We start from the raw sequence: 21730 nt of genomic DNA, 5'->3' as shown, positions 1-21730 counted from the left end.
ATGGATGAAAAGGAATTAAAAAAAGTAGTTGAAGCCTTACTTTTAAGTTCAAGCGAACCACTCTCTATAGATAGATTGTTAGAAGTTTTCGATGAATGGCAAAGACCAACTAAAGAACATTTAAGTGTTATTATTAATGACTTAAAGGAAGACTATACATCACGAGCTATTGAACTTGTTGAAGTTGCGACAGGCTTTATTATCCAAACTAGAAAAGAATATAGTAACTGGGTTGCACGCATGCAAATTGAAAAACCTAGTAAATATTCTCGTGCTTTGCTTGAAACTTTAGCTATTATTGCTTATAAGCAACCGGTTACCCGAGCTGATATTGAAGAGCTTCGTGGTGTCGCAGTTAGTAGTCAAATAATGAAAACATTATTGGAAAGAGAATGGATTCGTGTTTCTGGTTATAAAAATGTGGCGGGTAAGCCCGCTGTATATACGACTACAAGAGAATTTTTAAATTATTTTAATTTAAAATATTTAAATGAACTTCCAACCTTACCTGAGGTTATGGAAGCATTAACTTTACATAATCCTAATGAAGAGTATATTACTGAATGAGCAGCGAAAGGTTACAAAAAATACTAAGTCAGGCTGGCCTTGGATCTCGACGAGAAATGGAACGTTGGATAGAAAATGGCTGGGTCCAAGTTAATGGCAAACCAGTAAAACTAGGTGACTCTGCAAGTGCCGAAGATAAAATCACTGTAAAAGGAAAATTAATTCCTAATCCCCTTAAAGTGAGACAAAACACCCGTATTCTGCTTTATCATAAACCTGTAGGCGAAATATCAAGTCGTCACGATCCTAAATTTGAGAAAACCGTTTTTGATCATCTACCTCATTTGCGACAAGGACGTTGGGTTCAGGTCGGTCGCTTGGATTTAAATACTTCTGGTTTACTTATATTTACCAATAACGGTGATTTAGCGAATCAATTAATGCATCCTAAATATGGATTAGAAAGAGAGTATGCAGTTAGAGTTCATGGTCAAGTTAGTCCTGAGGCTTTAAATATTCTTCAAAAAGGTGTTGAACTAGACGATGGAATAGCTAAATTTACTCGCTTGGAATTTCGTGGCGGAGAAGGCTCGAATTCTTGGTATCATGTGACCTTAAATGAAGGGCGTAATAGGGAAGTACGACGTTTATGGGAATCACAAGGTGTGGAAGTAAGTCGATTGATACGCATTCGCTATGGTGTATTAACAATGCCAAGATTTTTATCACGTGGACAATGTTATGAATTAACACCTAAAGAGGTCACTGAGTTTTTAGCTTCTTTGCCTAAAGAATAATGGTTGTTTTATAGTTGGAGTTAGTGCACCGCAATCTAGGGATTTTCCTCATCATCCCGAGCATGGCTCGGGATGAGGTAAGTAGCCATTGGATTGTACTGTGTTAATCCCAGCTACAAAGTAACGACGCTAAGCCGTATATGTCTTTTTCTCTTTACTAAAAGGTTTTAATGATTCTGCAATTTGTTTATATAATTCAGGAAGCCATCTTGGTTGTGCAAAGGTAGTGGTAGAGGGCTTGCTCTTACGTAAATCGTTGGGTGCGATAATTACCTGAATATTGCTTAGTCCTACACGACGTGCCAAAATAAAAAGCTGATCTATAGCGAGATCGCCAACAGCCAAACAGCCCACAGATAAGTTTTTGCCATGTATAAAAATATTATTACCTAAATTTCTTCTCCCATCTTGATAACCTTTTTGTTTATCAAAATTATTGGGGTAATTAATCATCATTGATAAATGCATGCTACTGAACGGGTTAAAATTAACTAACTTATAAACCCCCTCAGGAATTTGTTTATCATTTTCACGTAATTTAGGTCCTAGCCGACCACTGAATCCCGTTAAAGGGTAATCATGAATATGTTTCCATGATTGATCAGAGTTTTTAGCCCAGAGTTCGACCTTTCTTTCAGATTTAAAAGCAAGTAAAGCAATATCACTCGGAGGATAACTTACTTTAGCTTTGGAGAAGTAAGATTTCAATTGCGGTTCAACACGTAAGCCATATCGTTTTATTGCGCGATCTACTGCTTGATCCCAATTAAGTTTAGGAGCCATAGCATAGCAATTAAGGCTAAATATCATTATGACAAATGCAAATAACCGTTTCATAGAAATACTTGAGTGATGGATTGTTGGCATGTTATCAAATCTTAATACAAAGAACAATTTAACCTCCCAGACTTCTCGTATAAATATAGTTATGTAATGCTTTATTTTATTGATTCTCTTCTCAGAACATATCAATACATTTAACTTTTATTTTTTTGTTTTAGCAGCATTTGTTTTTTTATTGGTAATGACATTTGAGTTGTAATGAAATCGGGAGTCGTTGCTAAATGTCCTATAGAGGGTAATAAACCATAATGGTTCGGACAAAGGTACGCGACAGAACTGTCACGATCAATTTTATAAAATACATACCTACTATCACAATACGTAGGTTTTTCAAAAAGGGCCACTTGCATTATAGGCGTTCCCTCCATCTTATTCTCTATGAAGAAGGCATTAATCCACAAGTTGCTAATAAGAATAAATGCTCCTACAACTAAAAGTGCGTTAATAAATGTATATGTATATCTAAAAGTAGGGGCCTTTATACTTAAATGCGATATGACTTGTATTAAGGCAAGGAGCAAGATAAGTAAATTAAACGAATAAATTCCCGCATTAAGATAGTTAAAATAGGTTCCAAAAATTTCATTTCCAGAGAATTGAAAATGAATGAGTAGCGCAATAAGGCTAAGCCAAAGAGCGGAAATAATGTAATAAATAGCGTTTCTTTTAATTCCAATAATAAAGAGTACAAGAGCAATTAATGGAAAAAGACTTTGGATTAATTTTCCCAGTGTATACATTTGAGCCATACTCTCAAAATTAAGTGATATTTACTTTAAAACTATATAGTTATAACAGTATTTTTTGTATATGTATAGATTATGGTGATCTTGAGTTTAGGAGTAATAATCTATAATTATGCAGAGCATACTGTCGTTTGACTCGTACAATCATGAGAAGAATCAATGCTGATTAATATTCGGCCAAAGGAAAAATTATTAATTGGTATTTTCGCTGTTTTTTTCTTTAATAAGCGTTAAGTAAGGTTGTGTTGGATATATTGTTGTTTTAATCATTGTTTCGGGTAATTTGATTTGTTTGACTTCAAACGGACTTTCAGTTTTAAACATATAATCTAATGGATTTATTAAATTTGGAAAATATCCCAGATTGTTCATTTTCTTCTTGATACGGTTAGATGGATGTACACTACCTATCCATAATGGCTGGTTTGACTCTAATATATTATAACTTGACTCCCAAACTCTTAACTCCAACGTTAACTTAGTTTGTTGATCGGTATAGGTCATGATCAGCATAGGCGCTTTATTTTCATATAACTGAGTAAATAATGGCAATTTAACGGTGTTTGGCTTTTGACTCATTCGCAGAAGTAAGTTTGTAAAAAATGAATCTTGATGTGATTTCCATCCATTTTTTTCCAGACTATTTTGGAGTGTATCTAAGTTACCTGAGAATTGTAGGTTTAATAAACTAATTCGTTTACCTATTCTACTGAATTGGTAAATTGGCAAAGTAGGCTTTTCCTGTCCCCACCACGTTTTTTCGCTCAGACTAAATTTTTTATGATAGGGAGTATGGTTATAAGATAAAGTTTTAAAATTCAGGTAGGTGGAGCCAAATGTAGGTAAAAGAATGCCGATAAAAAGCAAAGAAATCAATAGTAATGACGGTGTTGTTTTTTGGTATGGAATATTGGATTTTCTATAAATCAAACAGTGAATTAAGCAAACTGTTGTACCAGCAAAGTATGATGCTAAAATGTCTGTGAGCCAATAATCTCCTAAATAAAGAGCACCTAAACCACTAAAGCCAAGAATTGTAAAAATAATAGACTTCGACATGTTCGTGAACATGTCATAGGTACTATTAAGGTAAAATAGAATAAATCCGTACATTGCCGTAGCAATTAAAAGATTGACCGCCGGAAAAGAAGATCCTGACATAACAATCAGTAATCCAGAGGGTCTAGGACTATGAATAAAATAAAGAAGTGATAAGGCTAAAAAACTACTAAAAACAATAAGGCTACATAAATAAACAACTGCTGTTCTATTTTTCTGGTAAATAAACCAGCAACAACAAATAATAAAGAGACTGATTATAGTTGTTGTTGCGGTTAATTGACTACAAAGGATAAAAAATACTTTTAAAGTTGGTGTATTAAAACTTTGTAAAAATAAATAGGTTGGGTAATTAACCGAAGCCAGATATTGTGTTGCAACAGTTAGTCCTAAAAGTACAAGGAAAAAAAGCAGACAAAACATGGTTATCAATACAAGTGCAGCAGTATGGTAGTGATTTGATTCACCATACGGTGTAAGTGCATGGTACACCTGAATAAATAAAGTGTTATTTTTAAGTTTTAGCCAAAAAGTATGTAAGTGTAATTTTAAAATAGAGCTTAATACTCCAACTATGCGTTTGATGAACAAACTAATAAACCAAAGTCCAGCAAGCAAAATAAGTATTAATATAAATAAGCGTGTTGCGCTTTCGGTAGATAGTTCGTGGCTTGCAGCACCTATTGCAACACCAGGCATTATGTATAAAAGCGACCAGCCAATAGCTGATAAAACATTTGCTACAAAAAAACGCCACTGCTTCATATGCAGTATTCCTGCAATGACGGGAATAATAGAGCGTAGAGGCCCTACAAATCGACCAATTAATACACTTTTACCACCATGGGTTTCAAAAAAATCTTTACCATATTGTATCCATTGGGGGTATTTACTAAACGGCCAAATTTCAGTCAACCGCTCACTATAATAATAACCCAGGATATAGCTCAGACTATCACCAGCGACCGCCCCTAAAATCGCTGCTAATAAAGTAAGATCAATACGCATAATTCCCGAGCCAGCGAGGATTCCTATGGCAGTCATCGTAACACTGCCAGGTACAATACTACCTATAATCGCCAGAGACTCAGTTAGGGAAATTAGAAATGTAATAAATAAAGACCAGTGAGGGTTTTGTTGCAACCAGACAGTCAGTGGCTGTACATAATCTACGAACAAGTTCATATTTTTCAGGGATAAAATTGTTGTAGAAAATATTGTACGAAATGTTGATTAACTTCATCTATTTGCACAGCAGGAACAAACTGACTTATTTGAGTCATTTCCATTTTTGCAAATCCACATGGATTTATCCCTGAAAAAGGTTTTAAGTCCATATCAACATTAAGTGCAATTCCGTGATAAGTACAACCATTTTTTACTCTTAACCCAATTGAGGCGATTTTTTGCTCCCTGACATATACTCCTGGGGCACCACAACGAATAGAACCTTCAATTTGATATTGTGCAAGAACAGAAATTAAAATCTGCTCTAATTTCCCAACCAACGATCTTATTCCTAAATTTTTTCTACCAATATCCATTAGAACATATGCAACAAGCTGGCCTGGTCCATGGTAGGTCACTTGTCCTCCCCGATCTGATTGCACTATAGGTATGGATGCAGGATTTAGTATGTGCTCAGATTTTCCTGCTTGTCCTTGAGTATAGACAGGGGAATGTTCTAAAAGCCAAAGCTCATCTTGTGTATTTACGTCACGATTTTGCGTAAATTCCTTCATTTGCAGCCAAACATCATTGTAGTTTTGAATACCTAGCTGTCGTATTTTCATTATAGAACCATTTTCACATCAGGATGCTGGGTAATGGCTCTATAAAATGCATCAAGCATGTCTTGATTTTCAGCATAAACAGTAACAGTTATTGCTAAGTAATTGGAATCCTTACTCATTTTATGAGTCAGCGCATCTTCCGTAATATTAGGAAAGTGTGTGACGGTAATTTCTCTGATCTCTTCAAGAAAAACAGTCGAATTATTCCCTATTACCTTTATAGGAAAGTAACAGGGAAATTCAATTATCGTTGTTTTTTCCATCCTTAAACCCTATTAATCTTAGGAGCCAAACCAGCGTTTAAATGCCAGACGTATTGAATCTTTTGTTCGAGTGTAAAAACCACCTGATTCAACATCTTGCAAAGCATAAAGTGGTCGAGTTGATACAACGTTATTATCAAATTGGACTACCAAATCACCTATTTTATCGCCTTTCTTAATGGGGGCTTCGAGGTAAGAAGGAACTTTAGTAGAAATAGTAAGACGTTGATACTGACCAGTAGGAATAGTGATGTACTGATCTTCATTTAGACCTACAGTTATTTTATCAACACTTCCTTTATAAAGTGAAAGCTCAGAAATCGATTGACCAGACTTGTAAAGCTGATGCGTTTCAAAGAACCTGAAACCATAGTTTAGTAATTTTTCGCTATCATCGGCACGAGAAGAATCACTTGGTTCGCCAAGAACAACAGCAAGTAATCGCATATTGTCGCGTTTTGCTGATGATACAAGACAAAAACCTGCTTCATTCGTATGACCTGTCTTTATACCATCCACCTGATTATCACGCCATAACAAGCGATTTCTATTGGGTTGACGAATACCATTATAGGTAAACCATTTTTGTTTATACCAGTCATAATATTGGGGGAAGTCAATAATTAATGCCCTACCAAGGATTGCTAGATCTTTTGCGGTAGTATAAAGATTAGCGTCAGGCAAGCCAGTACTATCCGTAAAATGGCTGTTTTTCATTCCAAGGTTTTGAGCTTGCTGATTCATAAGGTCAGTAAATGAATTTTCAGTGCCACCAATATGTTCTGCCATTGCAACACATGCATCATTGCCTGAGTCAACAATAATCCCTTTGAGCAGGTCTTCAACTGGAACTTGTTGGCCTTCTTTGATAAACATGCGAGAGCCACCTATTTTCCAAGCTTCACGACTTACTCGTACGTTATCGGTGAGGTGAATTTGTTCGTGACGCAGCGCATTCGATACTACATATAAAGTCATCATTTTAGTTAAGCTGGCAGGAGGCAAACGTTCCTCACTGTTTTTCTCAGCAATAATTTTGCCACTGTTTACATCGATCAGAATGTACGCTTTCGCATTAAGCATCGGGGCTGCAGGAGTGACTAAAGGTTTATTATTCACTGTTGGGGATGGTCTTTCCAAGTCCGCGGTAGGTTTTGTAGGTAACGATCCTTCATCGGCCATAGAGTTAGTTGACTGTACAAATAATGTAATAATAAACAAAGTAGTTAATAAAATAGACGTTGTTCTTGTCATGTTGTTATCGAGTCCAATTGCAAAAATGTGGATATAGTACCACAGCCTTTTGCAGGCAACAAAATAGCAGATGAAAAATAATGAATTTTTTTTCGGAAATAAAATAAATCTTCGAAATTACGTGATATTTCTGTATATTAGCCAGAAAACAATAATTAAAAATGGATAATATGCGAAAGATACTTATTGCCGTGACGATTATATTAGCAGGTTGTCAAACTACAAATCAGTCTCTTGATTCTGCATCATCAGGAACCAAGCAGTCTACACGACAAGTAACTCAGAATAAGAAAAATACAAATAATTCCATATATAACCGTTATAAAAATAAAACAAATCGATATACTCAACGCCAAGATGGGGCCCCGACCAAATCTAGAAACATTAGCTTTAAAGAGCCTGTACCGTCCAAAGAACCTTTAAGTCGATATGGTAATATATCAGAATATTCTGTTGATGGACGCTCATATCAAGTGCTGAGAAGCTCAACAGGATATAAAGCAAGAGGCACTGCTTCCTGGTATGGAACAAAATTCCACAAACAAAGAACTTCAAGCGGCGAGCCCTATGATATGTATGTAATGTCCGCTGCACATAAGACTTTACCTTTACCTACTTATGTAAAGGTTAAAAATTTAAGCAATGGAAAGGTTGCAATTGTTAAAGTTAATGATCGAGGCCCATTTCATTCAGATAGGATTATCGATTTATCCTATGCTGCGGCTTTAAAACTCGGTGTCTTTCCGAAAGGAACTGCCCCTGTTGAAATTGAAACATTAATGGGACCAGCAGGTAAGGCACATTATTATCTTCAGGCAGGTGCTTTTACAACGGAAGTTTTAGCAAAGCGTTTAAAAGATAAATTAACTCATATTACTCCATCTCCAGTTTATATCGAACATTATAAGCAACATTATATTGTGAGGGTTGGCCCATTTGGCTCAAAAAATATGGCCGACAGCTTAAAGCGTCAATTATCACTTAATGGAGTGACAGGGTCTTTTTCTGTTTTGATTTAATTCTTAATGAATAATGATAGCTAATTAATGGATTAATGGATAAAATTATTGCGTCAAATATTCAGAACATTAGAATTACTATAGTAATAAAATTGTAGCTCTTGTTAAAAGTGCAGCATACACTCATTTTTGTATTCAACTTCTTGTTTAATTGCACTTTGTCAAGTTTACAGTTTTCTTAATTAAGGTTGGTTTCATTTTAATATCGAGGTGCTTAATCAATGCATGATGGCTCTGTGTTTTATACAATATTTTTAATTTTCGCAGGCGCAGCATTTCTATCAACCTTGGTTCTTTATACCAAACAATCTTTGCTGGTTGCGTATATTCTTTTGGGTGCAGTATTTGGACCATGGGGTTTAAAGCTTGTATCTGATGTGAGTATTGTCAAACAAATTGGAGATGTTGGAATAGTTTTCTTATTATTCCTGCTTGGATTGCATTTGCAGCCACAAAATCTCGTACATATGCTCAAGAAAGTTACCTGGATTGCTTTAATTAGTTCTGTTCTTTTTGCAGTAACTGCATATGGGATAGGTAGGCTCTTTGGATTGGGTGTGGCTGAATCATGGATTTTGGGTGGCTCAATGATGTTTTCAAGTACCATCATTGGATTGAAATTATTACCGACAACGATTCTCCATCATCAACATACTGGTGAGGTGATGATAAGCGTATTGCTTATGCAGGATGTGATTGCAATTATTGTATTGATTCTAATTAATGGCGCCCAACAAACGGGTGGTTTTTCCATTGATGATATCATTTTAGTAGGTATTAATTTGCCTGCATTGTGTCTTTTTGCTTTTGCTATTGAGAAATATGTTTTAATCCGGTTGCTAGCTCGTTTTGATAGAACTCAGGAGTATGTATTTTTATTATCAATTGGCTGGTGCTTGGGGTTGTCAGTTCTTGCACAAAAGATGGGGCTTTCAGAGGATATTGGTGCTTTTATTGCTGGAGTTGCCCTTGCAGCAAGCCCGATTTCTCTTTTTATTGCAGAGAGTCTAAAACCTTTAAGAGATTTTTTCTTGGTCATGTTTTTCTTTTCTATCGGAGCGACTTTTAACTTTGGTTTGGCACAACAAGTTGTAATTCCTGCGCTTATTTTATCTGTCTTAGTGCTCCTGTTCAAACCTGTTTTATTTTATTTACTTCTTGAAAAATCTGGTGAAAAAAAACATGTTGCAAAAGAGGTGGGTATTCGATTGGGACAAGCGAGTGAGTTCTCATTGCTTGTTGCCAGTATTGCCTTGAGCACCGAACTTATTTCGGATAAAGCCTCTAATTTAATTCAAGCAACTACTATTTTAACTTTTATTGTTTCATCGTATTTCGTTGTATTGAAATACCCAACACCCATAGCATTCTCTGATAAAATGCGTAAGGATTAAATAATGAAATTATTAGTAATATTGTTGTGTTTATTAAGTGAACGTTTCTTGATTCACTCCGTCTCCTATCAGCGATTTTATTGGTTTCCAGATTATTGTCAAAAGATCAAAAGTCTGGGGGATAAACATAGTTCCCTTAATAATCCATGGGTTCTATTGGCTTTAATCATAGTGCCTATTTTAATTCTTGTGTCACTTATTTATCTATTGTTGCATCCTTTAGTATTTGGTTTGATGGGATTTCTTTTAAGTATCGTAATTTTCTTTTATTGCCTTGGCCCTCAAAATGTTTTTTATCCAATAGTACAATCGGATACAAAGAGTAACCAAGAGATTGTCGGAGACTATTTTATCTTGGTTAATAGACAATTATTTTCTCTTGTATTTTGGTTTATCATCGCGGGACCAATTGGCGCTTTGACATACCGTTTAATTACTTTATGTCGGGATATCCATTTCGTAGGTGAGCAAGCAAATGAAGTTACCGATTTGTTTGAGTGGATTCCTGCTCGCTTAACTGTATTACTCTTTTTACTTGTAGGAAATTTCCAACGAGGCTTTTCTTTATTTACTAGTTACTTTATTGCTAAACCTGACATGAATGGTGAGATGTTACGTGAGTGTGGATTACTGGCAGTTAAAACAAATGAAACAGAAGAAATTCCTATGCCAGTAGCAGAAGGCTTGGTTGAACATGCAATTATTGTTATGTTGGTTTTTATTGCTTTATTTACGTTAATTACTTGGTTGTAATGAGTTAAGAGTAGTTATGAGCTGAGGCGTTTAACCTGCGTAATCATTTTTGTGGATATTATCACTATGAATTCTTTTTTGTGGCTAGTATGTTGCACTATAATATTAATGCTTGGAGGTTGTCAGGGGTTACAACAAAATGCATTTAAAGGCCAAGCATTAGAACAATGTAATAGGACTTGTGTGCAACACTTTGAGTTTTGTAGACAAAACTGTGTTAACAATTGCGCGACATGTACCTATGTATCTCAAAGAGAGGCGGAAAAAAATTTTGCGAAATACGTACATGAGCGAAATGTTCAAGGTAAAAAGGTGATGCGTGAGTTGAATTCTTATCGCGATCCACTACAATGCCGCAAAGTAACATGTGATTGCTCATCAGATTTCACAATTTGTAAGAAAGGTTGCACTGGTGTAATTCCAAAAAAATTACAAGCTGTACCTTATTGAGTTTAATAGATTTCGGGGAACACTTTCATGGCAAATGAAAATAATTTAGATTTGGATCCTATAGAAACACGTGAATGGCTGGATGCCCTGCAAGCTGTATTAATCAATGATGGTCCCCAACGAGGAGCGTTTCTTTTAAAGCAGCTCCTTAATAAAGCGAATGCAGAAGGGGTCAACTTAACCAGTTCCATTAATACACCCTACAGAAATACCATTAATCTGCATGAAGAAGAGCAAATACCACCGGATGAGGGTATTGGTAAACGTATTAGCGCATTGATTCGTTGGAATGCTGTGGCAATGGTACTGCGTGCAGGAAAATATGCTCCTGAACTGGGCGGCCATATTGCCTCTTATGCTTCGTCTTCTACTTTGTATGAAACAGGTTTTAATTACTTTTTCAAAGGACCAAATGGTAAGCATGGCGGTGATTTACTATATATCCAAGGCCATTCTTCCCCTGGTATTTACGCACGTGCTTTCCTTGAGGGACGACTCACAGAGGAACAATTAGGTAAATTCAGACAAGAGGTGGAGGTTGACGGTTTATCTTCATACCCACATCCTTGGTTGATGAGCGAATTTTGGCAGTTTCCTACTGTATCTATGGGATTAGGTCCTTTACAAGCTATTTATCAAGCACGATTTTTAAAATATTTAGAAAACCGAGGATTAATTAATACCGATGATAGGAAGGTATGGGCATTTCTTGGTGATGGAGAAATGGATGAGCCTGAGTCAGTCGGAGCTTTGAGTATTGCTGCACGAGAAAAGCTTGATAATCTTATTTTTGTTGTGAATTGTAATTTACAACGACTCGATGGACCTGTACGTGGTAATGGTAAAATTATTCAAGAGCTAGAAGGTTTATTCCGTGGTGCCGGTTGGAATGTAATTAAAGTCATTTGGGGCGGGCGCTGGGATCCATTGCTTGCTCGTGATAAGGATGGTTGGTTACAAAAACGTATGGAAGAATGTGTAGACGGTGACTATCAAGCCTACAAGGCAAATAATGGTGCTTATGTACGACAACATTTCTTTAATGAATATCCAGAGTTAAAGAAAATGGTTGAAAATTATACCGACGAGGAAATCTGGAGATTGAATCGTGGTGGCCATGATCCTCAAAAAGTTTATGCTGCCTATGCTAAAGCAGTCGAACATAAAGGTACGCCAACTGTTATTTTAGCAAAAACAATTAAAGGCTATGGAATGGGAGCAGCTGGTGAAGGACAAAATATTACCCACCAGCAAAAGAAAATGACTGTGGATCAGCTGAAGGCATTTAGAGATCGATTTAGTATTCCTATCAGTGATGACCAAATTGCAGAAATCCCATTTTATAAACCTGCAGATGATAGTCCTGAAATTAAATATATTAAAAAACAAAGAGAAATGCTGGGTGGGTATTTACCATCGCGATCTACAAAAGTTGAACCTCTAAAGGCTCCTGATTTAGCTGAATTTTCATCAGTTACTAAGGGGTTAGGGGACCGTGAAATTTCTACAACGATGGCATTTGTACGTATTCTTTCAACATTATTGAGAAGTAAAGAGATTGGTTCACGTATCGTTCCAATTGTTCCTGATGAATGTAGAACTTTTGGAATGGAAGGTTTATTCAGACAAATTGGTATTTATTCTCCAGTTGGTCAGCTTTATACACCGGTAGATCATGAACAAGTAATGTTTTATCGTGAAGCGAAAGATGGACAAATTCTTGAGGAAGGAATTAATGAAGCAGGTGCTTTTTGTTCTTGGATTGCAGCAGCGACTTCCTACAGCTCTAACAAATTAGCAATGATCCCATTTTATATTTACTATTCTATGTTTGGATTCCAACGTATTGGCGATTTGGCATGGGCTGCCGGGGATATGCAAGCTAGAGGATTTCTATTGGGCGGAACTGCTGGACGTACGACACTCGCAGGCGAAGGATTGCAACATCAAGATGGACATAGCCATTTATACGCTTCAACAATTCCAAATTGTGTCTCATATGATCCTACTTTTGCTTATGAGCTTGCTGTAATTATTCAAAACGGTTTGTATCGTATGTTTGAAAAGCAGGAAAATATTTTTTATTACATTTCTGTAATGAATGAAAATTATATTCATCCAGATATGCCAAAAGGCGTTGAAGAGGGAATCATTAAAGGGATGTATGTACTGCAAGAAACTAAAAAGAAATCCAAACAACATGTACAGTTAATGGGAAGTGGAACCATACTTCGTGAAGTAATTAAAGCAGCACAAATGTTAAAAGATGATTATGCCGTGACTGCAGATATTTGGAGTGTTACAAGCTTTAATGAATTAAGAAGGGATGGATTAGCTGCGGAACGTTATAATGCAATGCATCCTAAGGAAAAGGCACAAAAAAGTTATGTTACAACTCAATTAGAAGGTAGACCAGGACCAGTAATTGCTGCAACAGATTATTTACGAATTTATGCAGATCAAATTAGACCATTTGTACCTAATCACTATGTAACTTTAGGTACAGATGGTTATGGAAGAAGTGATACGCGAGAACGTTTACGTCATTTCTTTGAAGTGGATGCTAAATTTATTGTTCTAGCGGCATTGAATGCTTTAGTTGCTGAGGGAAGTATTGATAAATCCAAAGTTGTGGATGCCATAAAGCGCTATAACATTAATCCTGATAAATTGAATCCGGTTAATCATTAGAATTAAAAGTATATAGTAGGCTTGGTAATTCAGTTGTGATGATAATGAAAACATGCAGTAATCACTTACTTATGTTTTCCATTACATCATGGCTTGAAAACACTGAGTAACCTTTTGAGGAAAGACATGTCAAACGAAATAGAAGTTAAGATTCCTGATATTGGTGGAGCGACTCAGGTTGATGTGATTGAAATAATGGTTCAAGTAGGAGATCAAATCGAAGTTGATACCCCTCTCATTACTTTGGAATCAGATAAAGCCAGCATGGAGATTCCTTCTCCAGTTGCGGGGAAAGTCACAAAACTGAATATTAAAGTAGGCGATAAAGTATCTGAAGGCGATATGATTCTTTTGGCCACCGTTGAAAAAGAATCGAATACTGAAAAAGAATCGAATACTGAAAAAGAATCGAATACTGAAAAAGAATCGAATACTGAAAAAGAATCGAATACTGAAAAAGAATCGAATACTGAAAAAGAAATTGAAACCCAAGCTTCTAAAAAAGAACCAGTCAATACAGAGACAAAAGAGCCTAAAGTTGCACAGGAAAAGAAATCAGAGCAAGTAAAAGAAGTTAAAGTTCCAGATATTGGCGGGGCAAGTCAAGTAGACGTGATTGAAGTAATGGTTCAAGTTGGAGACCAAATTGAACTGGATACTCCGCTTATTACATTGGAATCAGATAAAGCCAGTATGGAGATCCCCTCTCCAGTTGCAGGAAAAGTCACAAAACTGAATATTAAAGTAGGTGATAAGGTATCTGAAGGTGATTTGATTCTTTTAGCTGCTACAGAAGATGGTTCGGTAACTGAAGAAAAAGTAACCGCTATCGCTGAGCAGAAACCATCAAGTGCTCCTGAACCACAAAGCGCAATAGAGTCTAAAAAAAGTGAAGCAGTTGCCACACAACCTGTTCTTACTGAGCAAGCAGAATCTTCAAAATTAATTGCTGCAGGTCCAGCTGTAAGACGCATAGCTCGAGAATTTGGTGTAAATCTGGCTGAAGTTAAAGGTACTGGTCGTAAGGAACGTATTACTAAAGAAGATGTACAAGCCTATGTGAAAGGGCGTCTCAGTGAACAACCAAGTCAAGGAGCTTTTGGTATTCCACCTAATCCAGTAATTGACTTTACTCAATTTGGTGAGATTGAAACCAAACCACTTAATAAAATTAAAAGGCTTACTGGAGTTAATGTACATCGATCTTGGATAACAATTCCTCATGTCACACAATTTGATGCAGCAGATATTACTGATGTTGAGGCATTTAGGAAGTCGGAAACAGAACGTGCTAAAGAAAAAGGATATAAGTTAACATTGCTGGCATTCGTTTGTGCAGTAGTGAGTAAAGCACTAAAAGCATTTCCTCAATTTAATGCATCTTTAGATGCTACCGGCACCAACCTTATTTATAAAAAATATTGCAATATAGGTATTGCAGTAGAAACGCCTAATGGTTTGGTTGTTCCTGTAATTAGAAATGTTGATAAGTTAACTGTTGCTGAAATTGCAATTGAAATGACCCGTTTAAGTACTAAGGCTCGAGATAAAGGTTTGATGCTCACTGATATGTCAGGAGGGTGTTTTACTATTTCCAGCCTAGGTGGAATTGGTGGCACATCATTCACACCTATAGTGAATAGCCCCGAAGTAGCTATTCTTGGATTATCTCGCTCGGAGATAAAACCTGTTTATGAAAATGGTACATTTCAACCAAGGTTAATGTTGCCTTTGTCTCTCTCATATGATCACCGAGTTATAGATGGGGCTGAAGCGGCACGGTTTACTCGTTTTATTTGCGATAGCTTAAGTGATATAAGACGAATTTTACTCTAATTTTTAAATATCTAATTAAAGAGGCTTGTAATGGCTAATAAAATAAAAACAGATGTCGTTGTATTAGGAAGTGGCCCTGGTGGATACACAGCGGCATTTAGAGCAGCAGATTTAGGAAAAAAAGTAGTATTGGTTGAACGTTATGATTCATTAGGTGGTGTTTGTTTAAATGTGGGTTGTATCCCGTCTAAGGCATTATTGCATATTGCTAAGGTTGTTGATGAAGCCCATGAAATGTCAGAGCAAGGTGTCAGCTTTGGTAAACCCAAGCTGGATAGTAAAAAAATCGTTGCATGGAAGAACTCAGTAGTTTCGAAACTCACAGGTGGTTTGAAGGCCCTATCAAAACAGCGTAAAGTCGAAGTCGTTACAGGTGTAGGTAAGTTTTCAGGCACGCATCAAGTAACTGTCGCTACTAAAGATGGTGCGGTAGAAGTTGAGTTCGAAAATGCAATCATTGCAGTGGGCTCTGAATCCATTAATTTACCTTTTATTCCGGAAGATAAACGTATTTTTAGTTCTACAGGAGCTTTAGAGCTGGCTGATATCAAAGGTAATTTATTGGTATTAGGTGGGGGAATTATTGGTCTGGAAATGGCCACAGTTTATGCATCTTTAGGTGTTGAGGTAACTGTTGTTGAGTTTATGGATCAGCTGATTCCTGGCGCTGATTTTGATTTGGTTAATGTTTTGCAAAAACGCATGCTGAAAAAAGGTGTTAAATTCCTTTTGAAAACTAAAGTAACTGCCGTTGAAGCCAAAAAAGATGGTATTTATGTCTCTATGGAAGGTGAACATGCAACAGACAAGCCACTTTGTTTCCAACAGGTTCTTGTTTCTGTTGGTAGAAAACCTAATGGTGGTGCAATTGATGCAGAAAAAGCGGGCATAAAAGTCGATGAGCGTGGATTCATTAAGGTTGATAACCAACAAAGGACCAATGTATCACATATTTTTGCTATTGGTGACGTTGTTGGACAGCCAATGCTCGCACATAAAGCAATTCCTGAAGGTAAAGTCGCAGCAGAAGTTATTGCGGGTAAAAAACATTACTTTGATCCTAAATGTATTGCTAGCGTTGCCTATACAGACCCAGAGATTGCTTGGGCAGGCCTAACTGAAAAAGAAGCCAAAGAAAAAAATATCCGTTACGAAAAAGCTACTTTCCCTTGGGCTGCCAGTGGTCGTGCTCTTAGTATGGGCCGAGAAGAAGGTATGACTAAATTATTGTTCTGCCCAGATACGAATCGTATATTAGGCGCAGGAATTGTGGGGATTAATGCAGGTGATTTAATTGTTGAAGCTGCATTAGCAATTGAAATGTGTTGTGATGTTGAAGATATCGCGTTAACAATACATCCTCATCCAACACTTTCTGAAACTATTGCTCAAGCAGCAGAGGCATTTGAAGGAACAATTACTGACCTATACTTGCCAAAAAAGAAAAAAACTAATGAATAGTAGGTAGTACGCAATATGGGGCAGTGGGGTGTCGCTTCCATTAAGTAAAGTGATTTATATTAATCTTTGTCATCTCCGCGAAGGCGGAGGTCCATTTTAGAGTGACTTAGCGCTTCATGTAGAAATAGATTCCCGCGTTCGCGGGAATGACAAAAGTCTTGAACTTAATAGCAGCACAGCGCAATATGGGGAGTTGATGGAATCACCTGGATTCCAATTCGCTGCATCCAAGCTATGATTATTTGTTTAGGAGCGACAAGGATGACACTTAACATTCGACGCATGACTGAATCAGATATTGATAATGTGTATGCAATTGAAAAAGATGTTCATATTGCTCCATGGGATCGGGACATTTTAAGGGATTGTGTACGTGTAGGATATGATTGTCGTGTATTCGAAATAGATGATAAAAATAGTCTAATTATTGGTGGCTATATCATTTGTAGGCACAGTAATAAGTGTTGCCATATTTTAAATTTCTGTATTGCTAAATCCTTTCAATCCAAAGGTTTCGGACGCCAATTCTTACAAAGAGTACTGCATTCATTAACAGAATCACGGAATATTGATCATGTGGTCCTTGAGGTGCGACCTAGTAATGAAGCAGCATTACATCTTTATAAAAGCGTGGGATTTGAGCAGGTTGAAATTAAACCAGCTTATTACGTAGAAGATAACCATGTTGAAGATGCAATTGTGCTAAAGAAAATATTACCCATTTAAATTGAAATTCAATTTAATTTTTTTTATAAAAATACTCTGTCAAGGCTGTTTTTTAGTTTTTTCTTTGTTATCATATACGACCAATTTTATAAACCCTTTTAATTTCCATTCCTGTGGATAACTTTTCTCGTAAGATTCTATTTCTTTTGTTCCTTCTCCTAAAAAATTAATATACTCCTTATACAGAGCCAAACTATCTTTTTATCACTGATGTTGTGAAAATAAGTTTTATCCACAAAAACTGTGGATAAGATTGTGAATAGGATTATAAATTACTTGATAAATAAGCGCATTTTGAGGTGCCTCAAAATTAACCAATGAAAAGGGGGCTTTGTTACAGAAAAATGCAACAAAGCGGGTTATAAACATGTTATTTTACTGTATGCGGCGCTATAATGATGAGGTTAATTTGTACACCGTGGGTTTTGTCATTTCAAATTACCATGACAAATATAAATTGCGTGTGGTACTCTCTAACATCTTGAAAATGCAATTTTTTTACTAATTGCAACTGTTAATTCAGATTGATTTAAAGATTTATTTGTTGAGAACATGTCATGAGAAGAGCAAAATCCAAACTTAATCCTGCCCCGCAAACTGCTCAAATTGATAATTTAAGCCATGATGGAAAAGGTATTGCACGTATTAATGGTAAAGCAACGTTTATTCAAGGTGCTTTGCCGGGTGAATTTGTTGAGTTTCAATATACCAGAATAAAAAAGGATTTTGATGAAGGATTCTTGCTTAAGGTTCTTGAACCATCTTCTTTACGTGTTGAGCCCAAATGCCCTCATTATTCGATGTGTGGTGGTTGCTCAGTTCAGCATATGAGTGAAGAAGAACAAATTCATTTTAAACAAGATCAATTACTCGATTTATTGGCACGATATGGCCATACCCAGCCACAAATTATACTTCCACCTTTAGTTGCTGGATATTGGAACTACCGGAATAAAGCCCGACTTAGCGTTCGTTATGTAGAGAAAAAACAAACATCAATGGTTGGATTTAGAGAGCGCAGTAATCCTCGCTATATTACTGAGATTACTCAATGTCCTGTTTTAAATGCAAAGCTTGATGCCGATATTATTCCATTAAGACTATTGATTAACTCGATGCAAGACAAGCATTGTATTGCACAAATTGAAGTTGCAGCAGGGGACGAGGAGGTTGCTCTTATTTTCAGAAACTTAACTCCATTAAGTGCTGAGGATGAGTTGAATATTCAAAAATTCGCTGAAGAGTATCAATATAAAATTTTCCTCCAGCCAGGCGGCCCAGATAGCGTATATTGTTTTTATCCACCTAACGCAAGTGAATATCTCAAATATACATTGCCAGATTATCAGATTATTTTTGCATTTCATCCTACAGATTTTACCCAAGTTAATTCGGCATTAAATCGTTCTATGGTGCCCCAAGCAATACAACTAATGGACTTAAAAAGTACTGATATCGTGCTAGACTTATTTTGTGGGCTTGGGAATTTTTCACTCCCAATGGCTAAGTTTTGTGCCAAAGTGCTCGGTGTTGAAGGCAGTAAAAATATGGTTGAAAGAGCATATATGAATGCAAAACTGAATCATATTCAGAATGTAGACTTTTATGCAGCAAACTTGGATGATGTAAGTGAAGTAAAAAAACTGGTGCAACAACCTTGCAACAAAGTGTTAATTGACCCTCCTCGATCGGGTGCACTTGAAATTGTGAAACAAATTGATTCACTTAACCCAGAGCGTATTGTATATGTCTCATGTAATCCCGTAACATTAGCTCGGGATACAGATATATTAGTCAATCAAAAAGGCTATACGCTGATAAAAGCAGGGGTAATGGATATGTTCCCCCATACTGCTCATGTTGAATCAATCGCATTGTTTAAAAAGGATAAAACTGATGGTTAGAGTAAAAGATACAGTCCCATTGTGCGAAGATGGAAGCATCGATGTAGATTTGTGGCTTCATCAGTTAGGTGCAAAGGGTTATTTGGATAATCTTGAACTCATTCGCAGTGCATGTACATTAAGTCAACTTGCAGGGCAAGAACATGCTACAGAAACAGGACAATCTTGCTTACAACAAGGATTGTCTATGGCCGATTTGCTTGCAGATCTTGAGGTGGATCAAGAAACACTTGCAGCAGCAATTATTTTTGAAAACGTGCACTATGCTGATTTATCCATTGATGATGTGGTGGAGCAATTGGGTCCGAATATTGCTAAATTGGTGACAGGCATAGAGCGCATGAGCGCCATGCATAGTTTTCAAGGATTAAACAAATACCCGCAAAATAAACAACAAATTGATAACATTCGTAAAATGTTATTAGCGATGGTAGATGATGTTCGTGTGGTATTAATTAAGCTTGCTGAACGCTTGTGTGTTTTAAGAACAGCCGGGCATTTATCTGAAGAGTTACGAAAGCAATTAGCTACCGAAGCGATGGAGATTTATGCTCCTTTGGCCAACAGGTTGGGAATTGGGGCAATTAAATGGGAAATGGAGGATATGGCTTTTCGCTATTTACATCCTGAAGATTATAAAGCGATTGCCAAAGGCCTCAAAGCAAAACGATTGGAACGAGATAGTTTCGTTGACGCTATTGTTGCTCAATTAAATGAACAAATTAAAGCAAATGGAATAGAACATTTTGCTGTCTATGGACGTTCAAAACATATCCATAGTATTTATAAAAAAATGACGCGCAAGAATGTCTCACTTGATGAAATTTATGATGCTACTGCTGTGCGTGTTCTTGTTGATACCAAGCCTCATTGTTATGAAGTCTTAGGTATGGTGCATACGCTTTGGAAACAAATCCCCGCTGAATTTGATGATTATATTATTAATCCTAAAGCTAATGGTTATCAATCGTTGCATACAGCGGTTAAAAGCCCCGAGGGTAGAGTTTTTGAAGTGCAAATAAGAACATTTCTTATGCATGATTTGGCGGAAATGGGAGTTGCAGCACATTGGAAGTATAAAGAAGGCGGCTTCAAACAGAAACAAAGCCATGAGCGTAAAATTGAATGGCTACGTGATGTATTAGCGTGGCATCGTGAAATGGCAAGTAATAAGGGTGTTCCTGAAAGTACCACCACCGAGTTTCTTGAAGATAGGGTATATGTTTTTACTCCCGACGGAGATGTTCTTGATTTACCTCAAGGTGTTACATCTTTGGATTTTGCCTATCACGTTCATAGTGATTTAGGGCACCGCTGTCGGGGTGCACGTATAAATGGGCATATTGTACCTTTGACTTATCAACTAAAAACAGGTGATAAGGTAGAAGTTTTGACTGGGAAAGAAAGCAAACCTTCTCGTGACTGGATCAACCCTCACTTAAATTATCTCAAGACATCACGAGCTAAAGCTAAAGTTTTGCATTGGTTTAAAATGCAAGATTATGATAGAAACATTCAAGAGGGGCGTGAGTTACTTGACAAAGAATTAAAATCTTTAGGGATAAAATCTGATAAACTTAATGAGGTTGCTACAGCACTTCATTTCAAAAAACTTGATGACCTTTATGCAAATCTAGGGCGTGGTGATATTAAAATAGGGCAAATTGTTAGCAAACTTGCTCCACCTGTTACTTCAGAGCTCAATCTTGAACGATTTGTTAAACCCCAGTCAAAGCCAGAAATTACTGGGAGTGATCTGCGTATCGAAGGTGTGGGTAATTTGTTAACTTTTATGGCGCGATGTTGCCAACCTGTACCAGGTGATTCAGTGATTGGTTATATCACTATAGGTCGAGGCGTATCAGTACATAGGCAGGATTGCCCTAATATTATTCATGCTAGTGAGCGACAAAAGCAGCGCTTCTTGCAGGTTAGTTGGGGTAGTGCGACACGTGAAAACTATGTGGTTGATATATTGATCAAAGCGTTTGATCGCTCTGAGCTTTTAAAAGACGTCACATCGCTTCTTGCTAATGAAAAAGCGCACGTTTATGCATTGCAAACCCATAGCAATAAACAAGAAAACATGGCTTATATCACTTTAACGGTCGATGTTGACGGGCTCAGTAGCCTATCTCGACTACTAACAAAGCTAGAGCAAATTCCTAATGTGCTCGAAGCGAGAAGACAAATCTAATCGTGTCCCCGGGTATCGCAAAGCGAAACCCGGCACA

Annotated in this window: 17 protein-coding genes; 11 read left to right on the top strand and 6 right to left on the bottom strand. The window is 36.8% G+C overall.

Annotated features, from left to right (window positions below; all coding sequences use genetic code 11):
* Together scpB and rluB are read left to right on the top strand one after the other, a co-directional pair.
* On the top strand, positions 1-567 hold the full coding sequence (scpB, locus tag ACWTEW_RS06320) for an SMC-Scp complex subunit ScpB (protein ID WP_454780867.1): 567 nt from the start codon (positions 1-3) through the stop codon (positions 565-567).
* Complete coding sequence (rluB, locus tag ACWTEW_RS06315; RefSeq protein ID WP_454780866.1) at positions 564-1304, top strand: 23S rRNA pseudouridine(2605) synthase RluB; 741 nt, start codon at positions 564-566, stop codon at positions 1302-1304. The genes scpB and rluB overlap by 4 nt, the downstream gene beginning before the upstream one ends.
* 129 nt (positions 1305-1433) lie before the next feature.
* Here the strand turns inward: rluB and ACWTEW_RS06310 are convergent, their stop codons facing one another.
* From ACWTEW_RS06310 to ACWTEW_RS06285, 6 genes are all read right to left on the bottom strand, one after another.
* Positions 1434-2141, bottom strand: a complete 708-nt coding sequence (locus tag ACWTEW_RS06310; protein ID WP_454780865.1) for a L,D-transpeptidase family protein — start codon at positions 2139-2141, stop codon at positions 1434-1436.
* Positions 2142-2281: 140 nt separating this feature from the next.
* Positions 2282-2887, bottom strand: a complete 606-nt coding sequence (locus ACWTEW_RS06305) for a type I secretion system protein LssZ (RefSeq protein ID WP_454780864.1) — start codon at positions 2885-2887, stop codon at positions 2282-2284.
* A gap of 198 nt (positions 2888-3085) precedes the next feature.
* Positions 3086-5137 (bottom strand): VTT domain-containing protein, encoded by a 2052-nt coding sequence (locus tag ACWTEW_RS06300; protein ID WP_454780863.1) that lies wholly within the window; start codon positions 5135-5137, stop codon positions 3086-3088.
* A gap of 5 nt (positions 5138-5142) precedes the next feature.
* A complete protein-coding gene (gene lipB, locus ACWTEW_RS06295) occupies positions 5143-5745 on the bottom strand; it encodes a lipoyl(octanoyl) transferase LipB (protein ID WP_454780862.1) in 603 nt (200 codons plus the stop codon).
* Positions 5745-6008: an HP0495 family protein gene (locus ACWTEW_RS06290; RefSeq protein WP_454780861.1), complete on the bottom strand. Its 264-nt coding sequence runs from the start codon at positions 6006-6008 to the stop codon at positions 5745-5747. Before ACWTEW_RS06290 ends, lipB begins: the two co-directional genes overlap by 1 nt.
* A gap of 18 nt (positions 6009-6026) precedes the next feature.
* Positions 6027-7262 (bottom strand): D-alanyl-D-alanine carboxypeptidase family protein, encoded by a 1236-nt coding sequence (locus ACWTEW_RS06285; protein WP_454780860.1) that lies wholly within the window; start codon positions 7260-7262, stop codon positions 6027-6029.
* Positions 7263-7432: 170 nt separating this feature from the next.
* Between ACWTEW_RS06285 and ACWTEW_RS06280 the strand changes: the two genes are divergently transcribed.
* From ACWTEW_RS06280 to relA, 9 genes are all read left to right on the top strand, one after another.
* Positions 7433-8281: a septal ring lytic transglycosylase RlpA family protein gene (locus tag ACWTEW_RS06280; protein WP_454780859.1), complete on the top strand. Its 849-nt coding sequence runs from the start codon at positions 7433-7435 to the stop codon at positions 8279-8281.
* Between the two features lie 221 nt (positions 8282-8502).
* A complete protein-coding gene (locus ACWTEW_RS06275; RefSeq protein WP_454780858.1) occupies positions 8503-9675 on the top strand; it encodes a cation:proton antiporter in 1173 nt (390 codons plus the stop codon).
* A 3-nt stretch (positions 9676-9678) separates the two neighbouring features.
* The gene (locus ACWTEW_RS06270; protein WP_454780857.1) at positions 9679-10428 is read left to right on the top strand and encodes a hypothetical protein; all 750 of its coding nucleotides are present in this window, start codon (positions 9679-9681) and stop codon (positions 10426-10428) included.
* A 477-nt stretch (positions 10429-10905) separates the two neighbouring features.
* Positions 10906-13569, top strand: coding sequence for a pyruvate dehydrogenase (acetyl-transferring), homodimeric type (gene aceE / locus ACWTEW_RS06265; RefSeq protein WP_454780856.1), 2664 nt, complete (start codon positions 10906-10908; stop codon positions 13567-13569).
* 126 nt (positions 13570-13695) lie between these two features.
* Entirely contained in the window at positions 13696-15405 is a 1710-nt protein-coding gene (aceF, locus tag ACWTEW_RS06260; RefSeq protein WP_454780855.1) for a dihydrolipoyllysine-residue acetyltransferase, read from the top strand.
* Positions 15406-15435: 30 nt separating this feature from the next.
* Entirely contained in the window at positions 15436-16866 is a 1431-nt protein-coding gene (lpdA, locus tag ACWTEW_RS06255; protein WP_454780854.1) for a dihydrolipoyl dehydrogenase, read from the top strand.
* A 261-nt stretch (positions 16867-17127) separates the two neighbouring features.
* Complete coding sequence (rimI, locus tag ACWTEW_RS06250) at positions 17128-17592, top strand: ribosomal protein S18-alanine N-acetyltransferase (RefSeq protein ID WP_454780853.1); 465 nt, start codon at positions 17128-17130, stop codon at positions 17590-17592.
* 557 nt (positions 17593-18149) lie between these two features.
* On the top strand, positions 18150-19496 hold the full coding sequence (gene rlmD, locus ACWTEW_RS06245; RefSeq protein WP_454780852.1) for a 23S rRNA (uracil(1939)-C(5))-methyltransferase RlmD: 1347 nt from the start codon (positions 18150-18152) through the stop codon (positions 19494-19496).
* A complete protein-coding gene (relA, locus tag ACWTEW_RS06240; RefSeq protein WP_454780851.1) occupies positions 19489-21693 on the top strand; it encodes a GTP diphosphokinase in 2205 nt (734 codons plus the stop codon). Before rlmD ends, relA begins: the two co-directional genes overlap by 8 nt.
* The last annotated feature ends 37 nt before the right edge of the window (positions 21694-21730 follow it).

Source organism: Legionella stuttgartensis (genome assembly GCF_977063405.2).
Note: the sequence above shows the minus strand (reverse complement) of the source record. Positions and strands in the feature narration are given on the sequence as shown.